Below are 20,722 nucleotides of genomic sequence, written 5' to 3' on the forward strand. Positions count from 1 at the left end.
TGGGTCACTCGTCAGCGGCACCGCGCCGGTATCGGCGAAGCCGTCGGTATTCCAGGAGCTCGCAGGACCGATCGAGCCGCACCTCGTAGGAGGCCAGCAGGCTCGTCGTGTCCGGGATACGGGCCACTTCCAGGACATCCACGACGACGCACCAGCCGTCGTCGTCCGAGCGCCGCACCGCAGAGACGCCCTCGGTGCGGTGGCCGATCAGCCCTTCGAGGCTCTGGCAGGCGGCGCGGGCGGCGTACTCGGGCCCCTTGCGAGGCGCTGCTCGTCTCCGGGATGCCGTCGCGGAGCCCCCGGCCCGGGAATGTTGGTCTGCCATGCTGACCAGTCTCGTCACCATGGAGCGGCTCGCATCTTGGGCGAGCCGGGCGGGGAGCGCTGGCGAGGCAGGCAACGGTTGCTGTTACGCCCGCCAAGCACGCATGGCTATGGCCATTCGGCCGGTACGCGGGCCCGCGTACCGGGCGACGTCGGCTGCCCGGGACGACTTCCGTCAGAACCCGATGGGGACGGCGCCTGCACGTGGGCGCTGGCCATGATGTCGTCGGACTGGCTGCGGTCCGACCCTTCTGCCGGCACCGGGGTGCGCAGTCGGCAGAATCCGTGCGCCCCGCCGTCACAGTCTGGCCGACGCCGTCGCACGGGCGGCCTGGTCCCTGACCGCCGTGACGTCTACGCATGAGGAGTGCCCGGCAGGCCCGCGAGCACATCACCCCGGCGAGCGATCTCAAGCACGCCGTGCAAGCCTTCCGGCCCGGCGCACCGGTGGGCCGGGCCGAAAGGCGGTGTGCCACCGCGAGAGCCCGCGCGGTGGTGAGGCACCTGGGTGATGCGCCGTTACCCCGACGCGCTCACGGCGTTGCCGGTGCAGTGCCCGGTGCCCGGTGCCCGGTGCCCGGTGCCCGGTGCCCGGTGCCCGGTGCCCGGTGCGCGAGACGCGGACGGGTACCTCCCGCCCTGGCCCGCCTGCCGGAAAGCTATCCCGTGTTTTTGCGTTTCGCCGCGACGGCCGCCGCCGTCTGCTCCTTCGCCGCTCTCGCCTGCCCGGCAGCGCCTGCTGCGGCGAGCGCGCCTGCCCAGCCGCGCCCCCATCACGACACCGCCCTCAGCGCCATCGTGCCCACCCTGCTCTCACCCGCGATCGCCAACTCCAGCCCGCCCGGCGCCCGGACGGACCCCAGCAGGCCCTGCCCGGCCGGCACGGACCGGCGCGCCCATCCCCGGCCGGTCGTGCTGGTCCACGGCACCGCCATGAACGCGTACAACACCTGGAACGCGATGGCGCCCGCGCTCTCCGACGCCGGGTACTGCGTCTACGCCCTGAACTACGGCGCCCACGGCGGCCCCCTCACTGCCCTGGGCGCAAAGGGCACCGGACGCATCGAGGACTCGGCCAGGGAACTGGCTGCCTACGTCGAGCGGGTGCGGCGCACCACCGGGGCCCGCACGGTGGACCTGGTGGGGCATTCGCTGGGCGGGCTCATGCCCCGCCAGTATCTGAAGTTCGAGGGCGGCGCCTCGAAGGTGCACCGGCTGGTCGGTCTTGCCCCGGACAATCACGGGACGACCGCGAACGGGCTCGACACCCTGGTCAGGATGATCACCCCGGTCACCGACGTGGCGGTGGGCCCGGCCATCAAGCAACAGCTGGCGGGATCCTCGTTCTTGAACCGGCTCAACGAGGGCGGCGACACCGTGCCCGGGGTCTCCTACACGGTGGTGGCCACCACCTACGACAAAATGGTCACCCCCTACACCTCGGGGTTTCTCACCTCCCCCGCCGTCCGCCCGCGGGCGGTCGACAACATCACGCTCCAGCAGGTGTGCCCCGGTGACCGGTCGGGCCACAGCGCCACCCCGTACTCGCCCAATGTCATCAATCTGACGCTGGACGCCCTCGACCCGGCCCATCGCGCCACCTGGAGCTGCCGGAGCGTCACACCGCTGGTGCCGCTGCCCTGAGGAGGCGGCTCAGGGGCACGGACGGCTGGCGGTGGGCCCATCCGCCCTGTCGCCAGCGTGCTCTGGCATGGATCGACACCTACCGCCTGGCGCACGGGCACGGGCCGAGCTGGCAGGAGTTTTGGCGGGTGCCCGCCCTGTGGCCGGCCGGGGCGACGGCTGTGCTGCTGAATACGGTGATGCGGCAACTCCACCAGGACGGCTATCTCGATGGCACGAAGACGCCCTTCGCGTTGTGCCGGCGGGCTGCCGGAGGCCCGGCCCGGCCCCGGGCGAAAAGAGGGGCTGCGCCGGCGTCACCCGGTGCACGTGCTCCAGGGCGTCAGACCACGGCGTGAGCGTACCGCCCCTCATGCAGCGTCCGGCTGGGTGCGCCGTCATGGCCGGGGCCGATCATCTGGATCCGCGGCGCTTTGTCCCCTGGGGCTGGTGCCCTTCTCGGCCGCCCGGCCCGGGGCGACCGAGCTGATCGGACAGCCCCGGTCGGGCGGCGAGCGCCGTCGGGGCGGCGGATACCGGTCGCCGGCGGGGCGGCGGATACCGGTCCAGGTGCATCCACGGACGGGCTCCACCGGGAAGTCTGGAGGCGCCCCGGCGCACGCATGCACGATTGGCCGCGAAGGGAACCAGCATGATCGAAGTTGAGCGTGTCCTGTTCACAGAGCACCCCCTTGAGCGGGTGGTGGAGTATCTGTCGGACTTCTCCCATGCGGAAAGCTGGGACCCGGGCACCATCACCTGCCGACAGACCAGCCCCGGGCCCGTGGCAGCGGGCACCCAATGGCACAACGTCTCCGAATTCCGCGGCCGCCGAACCGAACTCCGCTACACGCTGACGCTCATCGACCCGGACCAGCTGACCTTTGTGGGGCGCAACAAGACCGCCACCTCCACAGACAACATGCTCTTCGAGCAGCGCCGCGGCGGCACCCGGCTCACTTACCGGGCGCGCATCGAGTTCCACGGGATCGCACGCCTGGCAACGCCCCTGCTCAAGCGGGAGTTCGAACGGCTGGGTGATCAGGTCTCCCAGCAACTGCCGCGCGCGATCGACCAGGCGCTGGGGCCCTCACATCGGCCCGGGCAGCCGTGAAACTCACGGCCACGTGACGAGCATGCACAGCGTCCGCGGGCAGCAAGGGCCCCGACCCGGGTTCACCGGCCACGGCGGGACAGCCGTAGACGCCGGTCGCAGGCTTGGCCGCTGGGCCCGCACGGATTGATGACGGCGAAGAGGCTGTGGCGGCGCGCTGGGCCCGGGCGGTGGGGTCGTGTGGGCACGACCGGCCAGGCGACGATGGCGCTCGTACGGGTGCGCTGACGGTCACTCGTCCCGTTGTCGCTCCAGCCGTTCGACCAACGGTGTTTCGATCCGCCCTGCTCCGCCGGTGGAGAACGGGGGCAAGGCGGCCGCGCGGGTTGCCCGCCCGGCGGCAGGGCTGCGGGTGGTGCGGCTCCATCCGGTCTCGTGAGAGGCGTGTGTCTGTCACGGCTCGGGGGTCAGGGAGCCTGCGGTGCGGGCCGGGGCCCGATGTCATGCGTTCTGCGCCTCCAAAACCGTCACGCTCCAGCCGGCGTCGGCCAGCAGGTTCGCGGCGATGAGGCCGTTGGGCCCGCTGCCGATGACCACGGCATCAGGCATCGGCTGCCTCCCTGCCCCGGCTGGGTGTCGACTCTTCGACGACGCGGGCCAGTCGCTGCAGCAGGCGGCGGTGGCGCAGCTGCAGCAGGGTGTCCAGTGCGCCGTTGTGCAGGGTGCCGCCCAGGCCGCGCAGCGGGTGCTCGTCCAGGATGACCAGCGTGTTCTCGCCCCACGGCCGGATATCGAAGGCGATGCGCGCGGTGCCGAGCGGTCCGCTGTAGGCCTCCAGCTCCAGGAAGCGCGGGAACTCGTGGCGGCGTACGACGGTGAAGCCCGCGAACTCCTTGGGACCGAGCCGCACGGTGTAGTTCAGAGTGGATCCCTGCTTGGGCCAGTGGCCCTCGCCCGGACAAGAGGAGTGCGTGCCGACCACCCATTCGTGAAAGCGTGACTCGTCTTCGAGCACCGACCACAGGGCTTGCGGCGGGCGGCGGATGAGCTGGTGCCGTACTGCCATGACGCCTCCAGATGAAGCGGCCCGTCTCTATGGGCCCGAACACTGCTGATCGTCGCGCGGATGCCGAGTGACCGCCTGCGCACGCTCTACACACCTCCTTCCCGGTTCGGCCCCCATGGCCCACCACCCGGTGTGGCCGCCGCCTGTGGGGGCGGTCTTGCACGGGTGAGGGCCCTGCGGGGCCGGTGGCCGCAGAGCTGGGTCAGGGCCGGTACACCTTGCCGGGCCGGGGTGCGGCCGGGGACATCAGCTGGGGCACGGTGACGAACGTGTATCCCTGGCGTCGCAGGTCCTTGATGATGCCGGGGACGGCGGGAATGGTCCCGGCATAGCGCTCGTGCAGCAGGATGATCCCGTCGCGGTGGGTCTGATCGAGGACTCGCTTCTTGATCAGGGCGGTATCGGTGGTCGCGAAGTCCTTCGCCGTGACGCTCCACAGGATCTGCGACAGCCCGAGCTCCTTGAGGGTCGTGGACACGTCGTCGTTGGTGGTCCCGTGCGGCGGGCGCATGAGAGTGGGGGCTTTGCCGGTCGCAGCCTTGATGTCCTGCTGTACCGGATTGATTTCTGCACGGATTTGCCATGCGTCGAGTTTCGTCAGGTCCTTGTGCGACCAGGTGTGGTTACCGATCTCGTGCCCCTCTGCGGCCATGCGCCGTATCGTCTGCGGATACTTCCTGGTATGCCCCTTTCCCTGCAGGAAGAATGTCGCATGGACTTTCTCCTTCTTCAGGATGTCCAGGAGCTTTGGCGTGGGAGCGCTGGGTCCGCCGTCAAAGGTGAGGGCCACGCACTTGGCTTCGGAGCAGTCGACGGGGCCGGCGTGGTGCGTATCGCCGGTGGCCTTGTTGCGGGCGTCGGCAGGTGAGGTGACACCGGTGAGGGTGCTGCACGCGGACAGGGCAAGGGCCAGGGCCGTGGTCGCGCCGATGACCGGGGCGGTGCGCCTCATGACGGCGGTCACCGGCCCGTGTTGCTGTAGGCACCCGTCAGGGACCGCATGCCGCGCTGGAGCGCGACCGCGAAGGCGAAGCATCCCGCGAGCAGCAAAAGCAGCTGCGCCAGAGCGGGACCGAAGAAGGCGTCACGGAACACGGCGTGGGATATCAAGCCGGCCAGACGGGAGGCCAGCGGCAGACCTCCCGCCACGGCGAAGACACCGATGACGGCGGCGGCCGCAGCCAGCAGGGGGCGCAGAAACGTCGGCGGGTGATTCATAGTTGTTTCCTTGGATAGGGGTGAATCTTTTCGACAGGAAACAAGCTACGAATCGCGGGGCGCGCATTTCTTCGGCGGAAAGTATGCGGAGTATGCGTGACTAAAGATGGAGTCCCCGGAAACTTCTATACTTTGGTATATGAAGGTCCGTAGATAAACTCGGTGACGGGTCTGGCGGCGTGAGCAGCTTTTAGCGGGCCGTACGCTGGGGCGTTATGGAATGGGGAAGGACACGGCGTGCCCGCAGGGCCGGGGACCTGATGGTCGCGGTCGGCAGCGCGGCGCTGTGCGTGACGGTCGGCTTCGCGCAGACACGCGGTCTGGGCGTGTATCCGCGGCTTGCCTCGCCGACCATCCCCACCTTCGCGGTGGACGGCATGGCGCCGTGGCCCGTAGCCGGCTTCGTGCACTACGGGACGGTCGCGGTGACGGGCAGCACCTTGCTGTTGTGGCGGCGCAGGTGGCCGGTCGCCGTCGCCGTCACGCTGATCGTCGCCGCGACGCTGACCTCTCTGATCCCTGCCGCGCTTGTCGCGCTGTTCACTGTCGCCACCCTGCGCCCGGCCCGGAGCACCGCAGCGGTCACCGCACTGGCCCTCCTGCCGCTGCCGCTCTACCTGGCCGTGACGGTTCCGCCCTCCGCCATCGCCCTGGCCACCACGGTGACCGGCGGGGTCCTGGTGGCGGCCGCGGTGGTCTGGGGACTGCTCCTGCGCGCCCTGCACGAGCGCAGCGAACACAGCCGGGCGCAGGCCCTGTGGCGAGCCGAGCAGATCCGCCAGCGCGAGCGGGAGTCCTTGGCGCGGGAGATGCACGACGTGCTCGCCCACCGGCTGTCGCTGCTGAGCGTGCACGCCGGCGCCCTGGAAGTGAACCGTGCCGCCTCCCCGGAGCAGGTATCCGAGGCCATGGGCGTCATCCGCTCCAGCGCCCACCAGGCCATGGAAGATCTGCAGCAGGTCCTCGGGGTCCTGCGCACCCCACTGCGGCCCCGGGAACTAAGCCCCGAGCCGCCCCAGCCCACCCTCGCCGACCTGCCGCGCCTCCTGGAGGACTCCCGCCGCGCAGGCATGCGCATCGACCTCGACGAAGACCTCACCCGCCCGGCCGCGGCCCCGGCCACCGCCGGACGCACGGCCTACCGGATCGTTCAGGAAGCCCTCACCAACGCCCACAAGCACGCACAGGGGCACCCCGTTCACATCCGTCTGCACGGCGCCCCGGGAACAGGACTGACCGTGGAGATCACCAACCCCCTGCCCACCCCGGGCAGTCCCCGCCTGCCCGGCGGCGGATCGGGCCTCCCCGGCCTGGAGGCACGTACCGCCCTGGTCGGCGGCACCCTCACCGCCGGCCGCCAGGAGCAGACCCACTACGTGCGCGCGCACCTGCCGTGGCCCGCATGATCCGCGTGCTGCTCGTCGACGACGATGCCCTGGTCCGCGCCGGCCTGCGCCTGATGCTCGCCTCCACCGAGGACATCACCGTCATCGCTGAGGCCGCCGACGGCACCGAAGTCACGGCCCTGGTCGAACAGCACCGGCCTGACCTGGTCCTCATGGACATCCGCATGCCCGGGATGGACGGCCTGGAGGCCACCCGCCTCCTGCGCACTCATCCCGCCGCACCCGAGATCGTCATGCTGACCACGTTCACCACCGACGGATACGTCCTGCGTGCACTGCAGGCCGGAGCCGCCGGATTCCTCCTCAAGCACACCCCGCCCCACCAAATCATCGAAGCCGTGCGCCGGGCCACGGCAGGGGAACCAGTCATGTCTCCCGACGCTCTCAGCCAGCTCATCGGAGCCGTCGTCACCCGCGAACCGACCCCGCAGCCCGTCACCCATGCAGAGGCCCGGCGCCAGCTTTCCCTGCTGGGAACCCGCGAGCATGAAGTCGCCCTTGCCGTCAGCCAGGGCAAGACCAACGCCCAGATCGCCACCGAGCTTTACATGAGCGTCCCCACCGTCAAATCCCATATCTCCCACATCTTGGCCAGACTCGAACTCAACAACCGCGTTCAGATCGCTCTCCTCGTCTACCGCGCAGGCCGGATCTGACCCGCGGCTAACCCCTTGGGCGGCGGGGGAGCGGGGTGCGCAGGCGGAGGGCGGATGCGCTCGTCGCGCGTGCACCTGGAAGGCCGATCGAGGGGGCGCCATCGTCGTTCTCGCGGAACTCACCGGTCTCCTCTACGAGCGCCTGTCCGAGGATGCCGTCGCGGCCGAGCGCGTGCACGGAAAGGGATGCCCCGATGCGGGTGCAACGGCCGCGACCTGGTGCCGCTGCTCCGTACGCCGACACATGGCGAGCTGCTGAGGGGTATCCCCAACTCCCGGAGCACAGTGCGGCAGTGTGCAGCAGGCATCCTGAGGGCCGACCGGTACTCGTGCCCGGCACTCGTGCCTGTGGCCGGGCAGCGAACAGGCCGCTCCCACGGACCTCATGACCCTGGCCCTGCCCCAGGAACTGCATCCCCGGTGGCGTCAGGCCTGGCGCCCCTGAGCTGCGGTCAGGCTGGTCGAGGCCGCTGCCGGCCACGAGGATCCAGACTTCGGCCGGCAACGGACTGCGGGCCTCGCGTGCGGCGTATCGCTTGCCCTGCCGGCTCTTTCGGCCGGCGGACCGTCGCGGTTTGCACATGCCGGGGATACTGCCGCTTGTGCCTGATTCCTACGCCGACCTCTCGCACCACTACGACCTCCTCATGACCTCGGGCTATTACGACTACGGCGCCTACGCCCACGACCTGCTGGCCTGCATCGGTACCCGCAGACACCTGCTGGAACTCGGGGTGGGCACGGGGCTGGCCTGCGAACGGATCCTCGACCTGGGCCCGGCCGACCTGTCGGTCACCGGCATCGACCACACCGAGGGCATGCTGGCCCGGGCGCGCGAGCGGCTCGGGGACCGCGCCCGGCTATTCGGGCAGGACATTCTGGACCTGCACCTCCCGCGCACGTTCGACGTCGCCTACTCCGTGGGAGGCGTCTGGTGCATCATCCAGGACGAGGACGGCCCCAGGCTGGGCAGTCATCTGATGGACGAAGAGGACAATGCCGCAGCTCTGGACAAGCTGGCTGCTGTCCTGCGGCCCGGCGCCCTGTTCCTGCTCTCGGTCCAGGGCCCGCATCGGCCTCTGGAGCGTTCGCTTCCCGGCGGACTGCGCTACGTGCAGGACGTTGTCACCGATGCCGACGGCCGCTGCACCAAGGACTACTACATCGAACGCGATGGCGCGGTAGTGGCCCACCAGCGTCTGCGCTTCCGCCTCTTCCCCCAGGATCACGCCGACAGGCTGCTGCAGCGCCACGGCTTCGCCTTCCGGGGACACGGCGGCCTGCTGAGGCAGTACATCCGGCGATGACCACCTCGCCGGGCCGCCGCGTGGTGCAGCATCGCGCCTCGGCGGGCTGTCCGGTGGGCATGCTGCCGGGGGGTTTCAGTGCTGGCCCGGCAGGTGTCGGAGGTACGGAAGATCGCGGACAAGCGGCTGCACGCCACCGTCGCGGGCGCCGTCCGCCGCACGGACCCCGGCGCTGCCCGGTGATCTGGTGGCGACGCTGAAAACGCCGGAGGGCTCGCGGTTCTCCGAGCTGGAGCGGCTGCGCCGGCCGTCGACGCGGACGACGGGCACGGCGTTCGCCCGCGCGCTGGAGCGGGTGGATGAGATCGGCGCCTACCGGCTGGGGCGGCTGAGGCTGTCGCAGATCCCGCCGAACCGGATGGCGGCGCTGGCCCGGTACGCGCTGGGGTCGAAGGCGCCGCTGCTGGAGCGGGCGGCGGAGCCCAAGCGCACGGCGATGCTCACCGCGGTGATGCGACACCTGGAGGCGAAGGCGATCGACGAGGCCCTGGACCTGTTCCAGGTCCTGATGGCCACCCGGCTGCTGAACACCGCGAAGCGCAAGACGGGGAAGGAGCGGCTGTCGACGCTGCCGCAGCTGGAGAAGGCGTCGCGGGTGCTGGCGCGGGCGGCGAAGGTGCTGTTCGAGGAGCTGGAGCTGGTCGAGGAGCAAGAGGCGGACCTGGACGTGGCCGCGCTGTGGGCAGCGTACCCGCGGGCGGATCGCGGGCGAGGAGCGGCGCGAGGCCGAGCGGCTCCGTGGCGAGCAGGCCCGACCGCCGGCGCCGGACTGGCTCATCGAGCAGGGCCTCGACGGCCGCGCCGCGGTGTACGTCCACGTCGGCGGCTGTCAGATGGCGGGGAAGCGATCGCGGGGCGTCACGCGCGAGCCGGCGTGGCGCCGGCTCACCGTTGATCAGATCAAGGCTTGCCCGCACTGCCGCCCCGACACCGAGCTCGGGGTGCTGGAGTGAGCGACTCGGAGCACCATTGGCTGACGCGAGGATGACGGCCCGCCCTCGCGAGAGAGCGGGCCGTCAGACTTACCTGGCTGACTCACACGAGCCCGACGGAGACAGCTCCCCCCGCCGCCGCGACGGCATACGCGAGCGCCTGCTGCCACACGGCAAGCTTGCGTGTGTGCCCTCGCGTGACCATCACCATGACCGAGTTCGCGGCGAACGCGGGAATCAGAATGCCGCAGAACGCGAACGTACCGACAGTCGACAAGCTCCACTCGACCGGTTTCAAAACCACGCCGACGGCCAGCGCCAAGGCCGCGACGGCGTAGGTCACCAGTGGCACCAGACTCTGGTCATCCCGCTTGTCCGGGGCCTGGCCTTCCTTCTTGTAGTGCTTCCAGTGCCGTCGCTCTGTACCAAACCGCGACCACACCATGAGGATGACCTCGGCCGCCAGGGCGATGTAGGCGACGTGCTCAATCGTCATTGGATCACCTTGAACGTCGTTAGCGGGAGCATGCCTTGCTGATGGCGCTGATGCCGATGAACGCCTTCACGGCCTCGCGCTCCTTGGAGCCGACGTGCTTGCCGCGGACGAACCGATAGATGATGTTCACGGTCTTTTTCGCGCCGTACTTCTTGAACAGCGCCACCGCGCGAACGACCTTGATGCTGGAGCCGGCAGGGACGAACGAGATGAACACACCTGCGACGGCGGCGGCGCACCCGACATAGAACTTCGTCTCGTCCCACCATCCGAAGGCCACCGCCGGGCTCTGCTCTCCCGACCGATCGGCCAGATCGCGAAGCGCCGTATAGCGGACCTCGTTGTTGGCCAGGATGGGCAGCATGGCCTTCTGGGCCCGGGTGTTGCCGGGGTAGGCAGCCTCTGCTGTCTGCTCGGCAGTCGGCGCATCAGGCAGGGCAGCCAGGCGCTCGCGCAGACCCCCGGCCGGAGGGGCGTCGTTGAGGGCAGCTTCCATCGCGTCGGCGAACTGCTGCTCGCTCACCCCGAGTTCGTCAAAGGCCCGCGCGAGGTTCCTGGCCTGCTCCTGCTCCTCCTGGGTGAAGCCGCCATCGTCGGGCTGTGCGGCGACGGCAACGGTGCGCTGCTGGGGCGCGGTCTGGGCCTGGGCCCGGGCCCCGGAGGCGGCCGCGAAGATTGCGCCTGCGGTCAGGGCTGAGACGAGCATGGCGGCGCCACGGTTGGAGAGGGTGCGGTTGGTCGTGCCGATGGACATTTGTCCCCGTATCTCTAACTTCTTAAATTCGAGCGCAATGAACTGCCCTGCCCGCTAGGGCGGGAAGGGGCTATGTGTGCCCTTGTGGTCGAGATCAACCAAAACAGATCAAGATCGGCAACGCTGTGGTGGAAGTCACGATTCCGCCTGCGAATCTCGAATGATCCACGGAGATAACGCCTTGCTAACCATTCGATCCCAGCCTTTCGCTCTCAGGAACCTTCAAATGGCGGGGTACGTCGGCGATCCAGTGCCTACGCGCCGCGCACCGTCCAGGGTGGCTGTCCAGTTGGGCCCGCGCTGCGAGGCCGGGACGCTGCTCGTCGGCTTCGCGTCCAAGAGCCGCTGCCGCGCGTCGACCGCCAGCTCATGCTCTATCAGCGTTGGCTGACCGAACGGCTCGCCACCATCGAGGACCCCGAACACCGACGTCATCTCCAGCACTTCGCCACTTGGCACCAAACGCGGCGCCTGCGGAGCAAGGCGGAGAGGACACCGTTGGGGCGCTCCCAGACCGACCAGACGAAACAGGAGATCACTCAGGCAGGCGCCTTCCTCACCTGGCTTGCCGACCGAGGCCGCACGATCGAACACTGGCAGTAGGCCGACCTCGACGCCTGGCACGCGGAGAAGCTGGCCACCCGGCGCCCGGCCCAGACGTTCCTGCGCTGGTGCATGAAGACGAGCGGGTCCTCAACGACGACTCTCTGCCCCTGCGGGCCGGGGTTGCCGCCGCGCTCGTTCTCCTCTACGCGCAACCCGTCACCAGACCAGCATCGTCCGCCTCACGGTCGACGACGTCCTCGACGACGGGGCCACCGTCGCGGTCCGGCTGGGAGATCCGCCGTCCCCGCTTCCGGAGCCCGTCGCTGACCTCGTGCGGGCCTACATCCAGTCCCGCCAGCACCTGCCCTACGCCAGCAGCAGAAGCTCACAGTGGCTCTTCCCCGGTCGCCAACCCGGACAGCCGATGAACCCGGTCAGCCTCCAAGTCCACTTGCGGGAGATCGGCGTTCCGCCGCAGCCCGGCAGGACATCCGCGATCCGACAACTCGTCCTCCAGGCCCCGGCCCCGTCATCGCGGAGGCCCTCGGTTACCACGACAAGACCGCCACCAGACTGGTCACCGAAGCCGGAGGAACTTGGTCCCGATACACCCCCGGCGACCACTCACGGTGACGCCAGGGCCGACCTCACCGAGGAATTGGCGACACCTCAACATGCGAGCCCACCAGTCCCGAGGCCGAAGTGGTCTCGCAACACCACCTGTTACGGCTGCGGCCCCTGCGTTTGGGCCGGGGTTCCGTGACGGATTCCGCCGGGGACATGCTGGCCCGGCCGGTCGCCCTTGCACCATGATGGGGGCGGGCCGGACGGCGCTGCCGGCGAAGGGATCGGGTGATGAAGCGCGAAGAGCGAGTGCTGGCGGCCATGGTGCAGGCCGTGGACACGATGGTCGATGATTTCGACCTGATCGACTTCCTGTACCGGATGTGTGACCGCTGCAATGACCTGCTGGGCGTGTCGGCGGCCGGCATCATGCTCGCCGACCCGCTCGGCGAACTGCATCTGGTTGCCGCCTCGGACGAAGCAACCCGGCTGCTGGAGCTGTTTGCTGTGCGAACCGGCCGGGGGCCGTGCGTGGCGTGCTACCGCGACGGAACGGCCCGGCTCAACGTCCTCCTCGAACCCGCCGCGCACAGCGACCAGTTCCCCCGCTTCGCCGCGCGTGCCCGGCAGCAGGGTTTTGCCATCACCCACGCGCTGCCGATGCGGCTGCGGCACCAGGTGGTGGGTGCGCTGAACCTTTTCGACAGCCGGGAACAGAAGCTCAGCGCCAGCGATGCCCGGGTCGCACAAGCACTGGCCGACGTGGCGACCATCGCCATCCTGCAACACCGCACCCTGGTGCAGGCCGACCTCGAACGGGCCCAGCTGCGGTCGGCCTTGTCCAGCCGCATCGTCGTCGAGCAGGCCAAGGGCATCCTGGCCGAACGCTGGCACACCAGCCCCGACGAGGCTTTCGACGCCCTGCGCCGGTACGCCCGCAGGCACCGCCTGCCGCTGGCTGTGCTGTGCCGGCAGTTCATCGACGGGTCGCTCAAGTCCTCGGCCCTGAGGGGACGGTGACCAGGGGCGTGCTGTCGGCGGAGGCGTCCGCCGATGTGACCGCGGTGCCGGCGGTGCCGGGGGCAGGTGTCCGGCCCCGGCCGCCGCGACCCCAGGTCACTTCGTTGGCGTGATGTGCGCTGGCTGCTGCGCCGGGGCGAAGGCGGCCGCCTGTCGGACGTGCGGCGGAGGACCGCGCCGGGAGGTTCCCTGCCGTAGTGAGAGGGAAGGAGGAGAGACAGCAGTCTTCCGTCAACAGCTCCCCGGACCTCGGAGCGGTGGGCCATGTCGTTTTCTCCCTTTTCGTCGGCCCGGCTGGTGGTTTTCTGGACCTCGCGCCCGCTGGGGGTGCGGTTGGCCGGCGTCCTCGACACGGACACGGAGCGGGCGCTGGAGGAGTGCCTGGCCGAACTGCTGGCCCGTCATCGCGGCCGGGTGGTCCATGTGGACCTCACCGCGGTGTCGTCGGTGAGTGTGGCGGCCGCCGCGTTGCTGGTGGCTGTGGACGAGCGGGCCCGTCGGGGCGGCGGCGAGGTGCGGCTGCATCTGACGGCCGAGCTGGAACACCGGTGCGAGACGACCGTGCGGGCACAGCAGCGGGTACCGCCCTGCGGCTGAAGCCCGGGAGGCAAAGGCGCGGGGTCCGGCTGTCTGCCGGGACGGACGGGAGGGTGCGCCGTCCCCCGGCGAGGATCAGCACGCCGGCAACGTCAGCGGTACGGAAGCACAACTGGGCACGGTGGTTGGTCGAAATGGGGAAAGCGCGGCCGCCCTCGTCCGTCGAGAGGATGCAGGCGGTGGCCGTGAATCCGCTGCGCGGGGTGAGCGAGCCGGGCTTGATGATGCACCGGCCGCGCTCGACGTCCTCGCGCTTGCTCCCCACGTGACTCCTCCTGCTGGAACGGCAGACCGGACGGCCGAGCCTCCGCCGCCGCAGCTCTCCTTCCCGAGCCTGTGGCGGTGCAGTTGCGGCGGTGGCTGGTCCGGCGCTCTGCCGCACGGCAGGCGGCCCTCAGGCTTCTGCCTGCCTCATGACCGGCGGCTGCGCGAAGGACCACCTGCCCAGCGAGCTGCGGAAGTTCGGACCGCGGAGGACCGCGAGGTTCAGCGCAGAGGTCCTTCAGCTCGTTCTGCAGCAGTGTCGGCCTGCTGCGTGGCGGCCCAGGAGGCCAGGAGGCGCAGCCCCTCTTCGGAGGGTGAGCCGGGTTCGGCGGTGTAGATGGTCAGGGTGAGTCCGGGTTCGGCGGCCATCTCCAGTCCTTCGAAGGCGAGGGTCAGGTCGCCGACGGCCTGGTGGTGGAAGCGTTTGGTGCCGGTGCCGTGGTGGCGGACGTTGTGGGCGCCCCAGCGGGTGCGGAATTCATCGCTGCGGGTCGACAACTCACCCACCAGGTCGTGCAGTTCCTTGTCGTGGGGATTGCGGCCGGCCTCGGTGCGCAGGATGGCGACGGCGACGTCGGCGAAGAGGTCCCAGTCCGGGTAGAAGCGGCGTGAGGCCGGGTCGAGGAAGTTGAAGCGCGCCAGGTTCGCTTGGTTGTGCCGCGAGGCGTAGATGTCTGCGTAGAAGGCCCGGGCGAGCGGGTTGGCGGCGAGGATGTCCAGGCGGCCGTTGCGGACGAAGGCGGGCCCGGCGGTGATGGCGTCCAGGGTCCATTGCAGGCTGGGGTGCGGGGTCCACTGCCGGGCGGTGCGGCGCCTGGGGCGGGTGAGGGCGTCGGTGCCGTCGGCGGCCTGGGCGAGGTTCAGCAGGTGGGCGCGCTCGGCTTCGTCGAGCTGGAGCGCGCGGGCGACGGCTTCGAGGACGGCCGGGGAGACTCCGGCGAGGTTGCCGCGCTCCAGCTTGGCGTAGTACTCGACGCTCATGTCGGCGAGCGCAGCGACCTCGCTCCTGCGCAGGCCGGGCACGCGCCGCCGACTGCCGGAGGGCAGTCCTGCCTGCTCCGGGCTGATCTTTGCGCGCCGCGAGGTCAGAAACTCGCGGACCTCTTCATGGTTGTCCACACCTCGACGTTACGTCCGGAACGCGAGCTGAGGGATGTACTGCCGGTACACCCCTTGATGGTGACTCGCTGCGCGCGCGAAGTGCCGGTTACCTGGATGACGTGGCGCTCCTCGCCCACCGTGCGAGGACCGGCGGGGAGTCCATGCCCGGCCTGGACGGTTCACCTCCGCTGCGGCCGGTGCGCCCCACACTTGGCGCCGCCACTCACCCGTCTGGCGTACGCCCCGGCACGTAAGGAGCCCCTCTCATGCGCGGAGCCATGATCCACGCCCCCGGCGACATCCGCTTCGAGACCCTGGAGGACCCGAAGATCCTCCAGCCGACCGACGCGGTCATCCGCACCGCTGTCACCTGTGTGTGCGGCTCGGACCTGTGGCCCTACCGCGGCCTGGAGCCCACGGATGAGCCGCACCCGATGGGCCATGAGTATGTCGGCTTCGTGGAGGAGGTCGGCTCCGAGGTCACCGCGGTCAAGCCGGGCCAGTTCGTCGTCGGCTCCTTCGCGACTTCGGACAACACCTGCGTGAACTGCGAGAACGGCTTCCAGTCCAGCTGCCTGCACCGCGAGTTCATGTCCACCTGCCAGGCCGATTACGTCCGCATTCCCCACGCCCAGGGCACCCTGGTGGCCACGGACGAGATCCCGGGTGAGGAGCTGTGGCCGAGCCTGCTGGCCGTCTCCGACGTCATGGGCACCGGCTGGTGGGCCGCGGACGCCGCCGAAGTGAAGCCCGGCTCCACGGCCGTCGTCGTCGGTGACGGCGCGGTCGGCCTGTGCGCGGTGATCGCCGCCAGGGAGATGGGCGCGCAGCGCATCATCGCCATGAGCCGGCACGAGCCCCGGCAGAAGCTGGCCCGTGCGTTCGGCGCCACCGACATCGTCACCGAGCGCGGCGACGAGGGCATCGAGCGGATCAAGGAGCTGACCGGCGGCATCGGCGCCGACAGCGTGCTGGAGTGCGTCGGCACGGCCCAGGCCATGCAGCAGGCACTGCACTCGGCCCGCCCCGGCGGCAACGTCGGCTTCGTCGGCGTTCCCCACGAGGTCGCCGTCGACGGGCAGGAGCTGTTCTTCTCCCACGTCGGCCTGCGCGGCGGCCCGGCGCCCGTGCGCCGCTACCTGCCGGACCTCATCGAGCTGGTCCAGAGGGGCCGCATCGACCCGGGCCGGGTCTTCGACCTCGCCCTGCCCCTGGCGCAGGTCGCCGAGGGCTACCGGGCGATGGACGAGCGCCGCGCCATCAAGACCCTCCTCAAGCCCTGATCCCGCCGCCTACCTGACCGGCGCCGGACACCGCACTCGTTCGAAGGACTCACCATGACCACGTTCGCTCTCGTCGGCGCCGGCCCCGGACTGGGCCTGGCCACGGCCCGACGCTTCGGCCGGGCCGGCCACAGCATCGCGCTCATCGCCCGCCACGCCGGCCACCTCGAGCAGCTCGCGCGCACGCTGCGCGAAGACGGCCTCCGGACGCGCGGCTACACCGCGGACGTCCTCGATCCGGACGCTCTCACCACGGCCCTGACGGCGGCCGCCGACGAGCTGGGGGCCATCGAGGTCCTGCAGTACAGCCCGGTGCCGCGAGCCGACTTCATGAAACCGGTCCTGGACACCACCATCGCCGACCTGGACGCCCCGCTGGCCTTTTCCGTGAAAGGCCCGCTCACCTGCGTGAACGCGGTCCTGCCCGGCATGCGGGCCCTCGGGCGCGGCACCTTGCTGTTCGTCAACGGCGGCAGCGCAGTGCGCCCGCACCCCGAACGGGCCGGCACCTCGATCGCCTTCGCCGCCGAGAGCGCCTACGCGGCCATGCTGCACGACGCCCTCGCCGCCGAGGACATCCACGCCGCACAGCTGATCGTCCCCGGCGCGATCCGCCCCGACGCCGAGCACTCCAGCCCCACCGCGCTGGCCGAGCGCCTGTACGGCATGCACCTGGAGCGCGACGGATTCCGGCACTACGCCGAGCCCATGCCCACGCCATGACCCGCTTCACCCGCCCCTTCCTGCGCCTCACACCAGCAGCCGCCCTGCTGCTGGCCCTGACCGCCTGCACCACCGCCCCGCCGGACGCCGCCGCGCCGTCCCATCCCGCCGGGGCTGCATCAGCCGGGGAGCGGCAGACCCCACCGCAGCACACCCCGCCCGGCTCCGACAGGAACCCCGCCATGGACATCCGCGTCGCCCTCGACGGCCACCCCGTCGAGGCCTTCTTGAACGACAGCCCCGCCGCCTGGGACCTGGCCGCCCTGCTCCCGCTCACCCTGGAGCTGAAGGACTTCCACGGGATCGAGCGGATCGGCTACCCGCCCCGCACACTCACCACCGACGGTGCCCCCGAACCGGCCGCGGCCACGGCCGGAGACCTGGCCTACTACGCGCCCTGGGGCAACCTCGCCCTCTTCTCCGCGGACGGCCCCGCAGCCGATGCGGACCTGCTCATCCTGGGCCACCTCGAGGCCGGTGCCGAGCAGTTGGCCCGAGCCGAGCGGATCACCCTCACACCCGCCTGACCACACCGGACCCCTCGCATGGAAAGAAGTTCTCGCATGGCCTCCGCAGCCCGGTCCGCTCCCGGAAAGCTGCCCCTCGTCGTCTGGGTGCTCGCTGCCGGCACGTTCCTCATGGGAACCACCGAGTTCGTCATCGCCGGCCTGCTCCCCGAGATCGCCGACGACCTCGGCGTCAGCGTCGCGCATTCCGGCCTGCTGATCACTGCCTTCGCCGTCGGCATGATCATCGGCGGGCCGGCCATGGCCCTGGCCACTCTGCGCCTGCCACAACGCCGCACGCTGGTCCTGGCCCTGGCCGTCTTCGTGCTCGGCCACGTCGTTGCCGCGCTGAGCTCCTCGTTCGCCGTGGTGCTCACCGCCCGGGTGGTGACCGCACTGGCCACCGGAGCGTTCTGGGCTGTCGGATTCGTCATCGCCACCGCCGCCGCAGGTCCGGCAAACGCCACCCGTGCGGTCGGCGTCATGATGGGCGGCCTGACCCTGGCCAACGTCGTCGGTGTACCCCTCGGATCGCTCGCCGGACAAGTCACCGGCTGGCGCGGCCCGTTCTGGGCCCTGGCCGTTCTGGCCGCCCTGGCAGCGACGTTCGCCGGCCGCTTCATCCCGCGGACACAGCAGCCGGGACAGATTTCCGTACGCGCCGAGATCCGGGCACTGCGGCAGGGCCGGCTCTGGCTGGCACTGGCCGCCGCAGTACTGATCATGGGCGGTGTGCTGGCCACGTACACCTACATCACACCGCTGCTGACCGACCGCACCGGCATCGCGGCCGGCGCCGTGCCCCTGGTGCTGATCGCCTTCGGCGTCGGCGCTCTGGGCGGCACCGCCGTCGGCGGCCGACTGGGGGACCGCCACCCCATGACGACAACGATCACCGCCGCCGCGGCCACCGCACTGACCCTGCTGGTGCTCATCCCTGGGTCGACCAACCCGGTGGCAGCCATCGGCCTGGTCTTCCTGATGGCACTGACCGGATTCACCGTCAACCCGGTCGTCACCTCGCTGGCCGTCCGCTTCGCCGGCGACGCGCCCACCCTCACCGCGGCCCTGACCACCTCGGCCTACAACACCGGCATCGCTGCCGGTTCCGCGATCGCAGGACAAGCCCTGGACTCCTCCCTCGGCCTGACCGGCCCGGCCCTGGTCGGCGCCGTCTCCGCGGCGCTCACCCTGCTGCCCCTCATCGCTCTCGCACTCAGCAACTCAGCCCGCCCGGCGCGGATCGTCGCCCCGCGCACCGCTCCCGCCGGCCACCCCACGGATGAGAAGCCACGCGTGAGCGCGCACTGAACCCTGACCGTCCGCCCCGCACCGAACCTGTCTGGAGAAATTTTCATGAACCCCACCTACGACTTCACCGGGCAAGTCGCCCTGCCCGTCGACGGCGGCTACACGACCCAGTAACCGGCGAGCCGCTGCCCACCACACGCCCCATCTCGCACAGCCAGGAGAACACGCCATGCCCAAGCAGTCCGCTCCCGAAGAACTCAGGACGATCGCCCCCAAGCTCGTCGACATCACCAACGACGTCCTCTTCGGCGACATCTGGGAACGCCCCGGCCTCTCACCTCGCGACCGAAGCCTGGTCACGGTGAGCACGCTGGCCGCGCTCTACCGCACCGAACAACTCGGCTACCACCTCGGCGTCGCCCTGGACAACGGACTGAGCGTGGAGGAACTGTCCGAAGCCATCACCCACCTCGCCTTCTACGCCGGCTGGCCCAACGCCATGACCGCCATCACCCAGCTCAAGAACATCGCCGAGCAGCGCAACTCCTCCTGAACCCACCCCACCCCCCCCAGCATCCGCGAGCGACAAGGAAAACCGGCATGGATCACATCACCTCGACCTCCACGGCCAAGGCCCCGGCCGAGCGGTTCACCGGCGACGTCTACCTCAACATGATCGAGGCCCCCACCGAGCCCGCCCGCCTGGCCACCGCACTGGTCCGCTTCACCCCCGGAGCCCGCACCAACTGGCACCGCCACGCCAACGGCCAGACCCTCTACATCACCGACGGCACCGGCCTGGTCGGTACCCGCGACGGCAGCGTCGTGCGGGTCAGCGCCGGACAGATCGTCAGGTGCCCGCCCGGTGAGGAACACTGGCACGGCGGCACGGACACCACCCTCATGGCCCACATCGCCATGGTCGTCGGCGACGGCGCGGGTGATGGCACCACATGGCTGGAGCCGGTCACCGACGAGCAGTACGCCATGGCCCTCAACAACACCGCAGCACCTGTACCGACGGGCAGATGACTTACAGGTGGGCGAGACAGAACTCGGTGATCCGTTCGACGGCGGCGTCGACGTACTCGGGCTCGTCATACATCTCGTAGTGGCCGGCGCCGTCGATGACCAAGAGGTCGGCGGGGTTGGGGGCCAGCTTCCACAGTTGCATGCCGGTGTCGTAGGAGCCGGTGTTGCCGATGCGTCCGGCGAGGACGACCTGTAGGGGCTGGGTCATGAGCTGATCGGCCAGGTAGAACGCGTCGTAGCCCAGCAGGAGGGAGTCGCTGCGCGCGAGGCGGCGGTTGGTGGAGTGCTCGTTGCCGCCGCGCTCGGTGCGGTAGTACGTGATGGCCTGGGTGGTGTCGATGTCGGTCAGGCCCGCCGCCGCGGCGTCCTCCAGGGTGTCGGGCAGCCAGTTCACCCGGGTCGGCTCGCCCGAGCGGGTCTCTTCGATACGTGCGTCGGCGAGGGTATTGAGTGCGGCGGCCGGGCCGTCGGGCTGGAAGCTGCGGAACGAGGTGCCCATGTTGCCGGGGACGACCGTGCTGACCGCCCTGATGCGGTGGTCGGTGCGGGCGGTGTGCACGGCGTAGCCGCCACCGGCGCAGATGCCCAGAACGCCGATGCGACGGTGATCGATGCCGGGGATCGTCGTGAGCGCGTCGATGGCGTAGGAGATGTCCTCGCCCCGGCGGTAGGGGTCTTCGAGGTCGCGGGGCTCGCCACCGCTCTGGCCCTGGTGGGCGGGGTCGAAAACGAGCGCCGCGATGCCGCGGGCGGCCAGACGCGAGGCGTAGTTGGCACCGATCTGTTCCTTCACGCTGCTGCCCGGGGTGGACAGCACGACGGCGCGCAGCGGCACGCTGCTGTCGGCGTTGTCGGGCAGGTGGAGGTCGGCTGCGAGTTCGATGGGACCGCGCGGGATCGTGAGGTGCTTGACCATGTGTGGCGCCCTTCCGGAGGACGTTGTTCATAAACGTCCAGCACGAGACAGCAACTGGTACAGTTTGGAACTACTACGAAACG

The 20,722-nt window shown here is 70.1% G+C and carries 23 protein-coding genes and 3 pseudogenes; 16 read left to right on the forward strand and 10 right to left on the reverse strand.

Annotated elements, in window-relative coordinates; translation table 11 throughout:
• Positions 1-4: 4 nt before the first annotated feature.
• Complete coding sequence (gene gvpO / locus ACWFR3_RS06590) at positions 5-325, reverse strand: gas vesicle protein GvpO (protein WP_453733443.1); 321 nt, start codon at positions 323-325, stop codon at positions 5-7.
• A gap of 665 nt (positions 326-990) precedes the next feature.
• On the opposite strand from gvpO, the gene ACWFR3_RS06595 reads away from it, so the two are divergent.
• Positions 991-1,968: an esterase/lipase family protein gene (locus ACWFR3_RS06595; RefSeq protein WP_453733444.1), complete on the forward strand. Its 978-nt coding sequence runs from the start codon at positions 991-993 to the stop codon at positions 1,966-1,968.
• A gap of 631 nt (positions 1,969-2,599) precedes the next feature.
• Positions 2,600-3,061 (forward strand): SRPBCC family protein, encoded by a 462-nt coding sequence (locus tag ACWFR3_RS06600; RefSeq protein ID WP_453733445.1) that lies wholly within the window; start codon positions 2,600-2,602, stop codon positions 3,059-3,061.
• Between the two features lie 450 nt (positions 3,062-3,511).
• Here the strand turns inward: ACWFR3_RS06600 and ACWFR3_RS06605 are convergent.
• The 4 genes and pseudogenes from ACWFR3_RS06605 to ACWFR3_RS06620 form a co-directional block, all read right to left on the reverse strand.
• Positions 3,512-3,610 (reverse strand): annotated as a pseudogene (locus ACWFR3_RS06605) (FAD-dependent monooxygenase); the annotation flags it as partial.
• On the reverse strand, positions 3,603-4,067 hold the full coding sequence (locus ACWFR3_RS06610) for an SRPBCC family protein (RefSeq protein WP_453733446.1): 465 nt from the start codon (positions 4,065-4,067) through the stop codon (positions 3,603-3,605). The gene ACWFR3_RS06610 and the pseudogene ACWFR3_RS06605, both read right to left, overlap by 8 nt.
• A gap of 202 nt (positions 4,068-4,269) precedes the next feature.
• A complete protein-coding gene (locus ACWFR3_RS06615) occupies positions 4,270-5,019 on the reverse strand; it encodes a polysaccharide deacetylase family protein (protein ID WP_453733447.1) in 750 nt (249 codons plus the stop codon).
• A gap of 8 nt (positions 5,020-5,027) precedes the next feature.
• The gene (locus ACWFR3_RS06620) at positions 5,028-5,285 is read right to left on the reverse strand and encodes a hypothetical protein (RefSeq protein ID WP_453733448.1); all 258 of its coding nucleotides are present in this window, start codon (positions 5,283-5,285) and stop codon (positions 5,028-5,030) included.
• A gap of 215 nt (positions 5,286-5,500) precedes the next feature.
• Between ACWFR3_RS06620 and ACWFR3_RS06625 the strand changes: the two genes are divergently transcribed.
• The 5 genes and pseudogenes from ACWFR3_RS06625 to ACWFR3_RS06645 all read left to right on the forward strand — a co-directional run bounded on the left by ACWFR3_RS06625 (position 5,501) and on the right by ACWFR3_RS06645 (position 9,607).
• Positions 5,501-6,691 (forward strand): sensor histidine kinase, encoded by a 1,191-nt coding sequence (locus ACWFR3_RS06625; protein WP_453733449.1) that lies wholly within the window; start codon positions 5,501-5,503, stop codon positions 6,689-6,691.
• On the forward strand, positions 6,688-7,347 hold the full coding sequence (locus ACWFR3_RS06630; RefSeq protein ID WP_453733450.1) for a response regulator: 660 nt from the start codon (positions 6,688-6,690) through the stop codon (positions 7,345-7,347). The genes ACWFR3_RS06625 and ACWFR3_RS06630 overlap by 4 nt, the downstream gene beginning before the upstream one ends.
• A 602-nt stretch (positions 7,348-7,949) precedes the next feature.
• Positions 7,950-8,654, forward strand: a complete 705-nt coding sequence (locus ACWFR3_RS06635) for a class I SAM-dependent DNA methyltransferase (protein ID WP_453733451.1) — start codon at positions 7,950-7,952, stop codon at positions 8,652-8,654.
• A gap of 69 nt (positions 8,655-8,723) precedes the next feature.
• Positions 8,724-9,531: pseudogene (locus ACWFR3_RS06640) on the forward strand (Tn3 family transposase); the annotation flags it as partial.
• Complete coding sequence (locus ACWFR3_RS06645) at positions 9,461-9,607, forward strand: DUF6233 domain-containing protein (protein ID WP_453733452.1); 147 nt, start codon at positions 9,461-9,463, stop codon at positions 9,605-9,607. The pseudogene ACWFR3_RS06640 and the gene ACWFR3_RS06645, both read left to right, overlap by 71 nt.
• An 82-nt stretch (positions 9,608-9,689) precedes the next feature.
• On the opposite strand, the gene ACWFR3_RS06650 is transcribed toward ACWFR3_RS06645, so the two are convergent.
• Positions 9,690-10,082, reverse strand: a complete 393-nt coding sequence (locus tag ACWFR3_RS06650) for a hypothetical protein (protein ID WP_453733453.1) — start codon at positions 10,080-10,082, stop codon at positions 9,690-9,692.
• A gap of 19 nt (positions 10,083-10,101) precedes the next feature.
• Positions 10,102-10,836: a hypothetical protein gene (locus ACWFR3_RS06655; RefSeq protein WP_453733454.1), complete on the reverse strand. Its 735-nt coding sequence runs from the start codon at positions 10,834-10,836 to the stop codon at positions 10,102-10,104.
• Positions 10,837-11,205: 369 nt separating this feature from the next.
• Between ACWFR3_RS06655 and ACWFR3_RS06660 the strand changes: the two genes are divergently transcribed.
• The 3 genes from ACWFR3_RS06660 (at position 11,206) to ACWFR3_RS06670 (ending at position 13,563) form a co-directional block, all read left to right on the forward strand.
• Complete coding sequence (locus ACWFR3_RS06660; protein WP_453733455.1) at positions 11,206-11,439, forward strand: hypothetical protein; 234 nt, start codon at positions 11,206-11,208, stop codon at positions 11,437-11,439.
• A 798-nt stretch (positions 11,440-12,237) separates the two neighbouring features.
• Positions 12,238-12,966: an ANTAR domain-containing protein gene (locus ACWFR3_RS06665; RefSeq protein ID WP_453733456.1), complete on the forward strand. Its 729-nt coding sequence runs from the start codon at positions 12,238-12,240 to the stop codon at positions 12,964-12,966.
• A 264-nt stretch (positions 12,967-13,230) separates the two neighbouring features.
• Positions 13,231-13,563, forward strand: a complete 333-nt coding sequence (locus tag ACWFR3_RS06670) for an STAS domain-containing protein (RefSeq protein WP_453733457.1) — start codon at positions 13,231-13,233, stop codon at positions 13,561-13,563.
• A gap of 88 nt (positions 13,564-13,651) precedes the next feature.
• Here ACWFR3_RS06670 and ACWFR3_RS06675 read toward each other — a convergent pair.
• Positions 13,652-13,945: pseudogene (locus ACWFR3_RS06675) on the reverse strand (EF-Tu C-terminal domain-related protein); the annotation flags it as partial.
• Positions 13,946-14,049: 104 nt separating this feature from the next.
• Complete coding sequence (locus ACWFR3_RS06680) at positions 14,050-14,946, reverse strand: helix-turn-helix transcriptional regulator (protein WP_453733458.1); 897 nt, start codon at positions 14,944-14,946, stop codon at positions 14,050-14,052.
• Between the two features lie 248 nt (positions 14,947-15,194).
• Here ACWFR3_RS06680 and ACWFR3_RS06685 point away from each other — a divergent pair, with 248 nt between their 5' ends.
• The 6 genes from ACWFR3_RS06685 to ACWFR3_RS06710 all read left to right on the forward strand — a co-directional run bounded on the left by ACWFR3_RS06685 (position 15,195) and on the right by ACWFR3_RS06710 (position 19,723).
• The gene (locus ACWFR3_RS06685) at positions 15,195-16,211 is read left to right on the forward strand and encodes a zinc-dependent alcohol dehydrogenase family protein (protein WP_453733459.1); all 1,017 of its coding nucleotides are present in this window, start codon (positions 15,195-15,197) and stop codon (positions 16,209-16,211) included.
• Between the two features lie 54 nt (positions 16,212-16,265).
• Positions 16,266-16,934: an SDR family NAD(P)-dependent oxidoreductase gene (locus ACWFR3_RS06690; RefSeq protein ID WP_453733460.1), complete on the forward strand. Its 669-nt coding sequence runs from the start codon at positions 16,266-16,268 to the stop codon at positions 16,932-16,934.
• On the forward strand, positions 16,931-17,461 hold the full coding sequence (locus ACWFR3_RS06695) for a cyclophilin-like fold protein (protein ID WP_453733461.1): 531 nt from the start codon (positions 16,931-16,933) through the stop codon (positions 17,459-17,461). The genes ACWFR3_RS06690 and ACWFR3_RS06695 overlap by 4 nt, the downstream gene beginning before the upstream one ends.
• A 36-nt stretch (positions 17,462-17,497) precedes the next feature.
• Positions 17,498-18,751 carry an MFS transporter gene (locus ACWFR3_RS06700; RefSeq protein ID WP_453733462.1) on the forward strand — a complete coding sequence of 418 codons (1,254 nt, stop codon included), beginning with the start codon at positions 17,498-17,500 and terminating at the stop codon, positions 18,749-18,751.
• 169 nt (positions 18,752-18,920) lie between these two features.
• Positions 18,921-19,244 carry a carboxymuconolactone decarboxylase family protein gene (locus ACWFR3_RS06705; protein ID WP_453733463.1) on the forward strand — a complete coding sequence of 108 codons (324 nt, stop codon included), beginning with the start codon at positions 18,921-18,923 and terminating at the stop codon, positions 19,242-19,244.
• A 47-nt stretch (positions 19,245-19,291) separates the two neighbouring features.
• Positions 19,292-19,723: a (R)-mandelonitrile lyase gene (locus ACWFR3_RS06710; RefSeq protein WP_453733464.1), complete on the forward strand. Its 432-nt coding sequence runs from the start codon at positions 19,292-19,294 to the stop codon at positions 19,721-19,723.
• Position 19,724: 1 nt separating this feature from the next.
• Here the strand turns inward: ACWFR3_RS06710 and ACWFR3_RS06715 are convergent, their stop codons facing one another.
• A complete protein-coding gene (locus ACWFR3_RS06715) occupies positions 19,725-20,639 on the reverse strand; it encodes an alpha/beta hydrolase (RefSeq protein WP_453733465.1) in 915 nt (304 codons plus the stop codon).
• Positions 20,640-20,722: the final 83 nt, after the last annotated feature.

This window comes from Streptomyces sp. NPDC055189 (assembly GCF_053606765.1).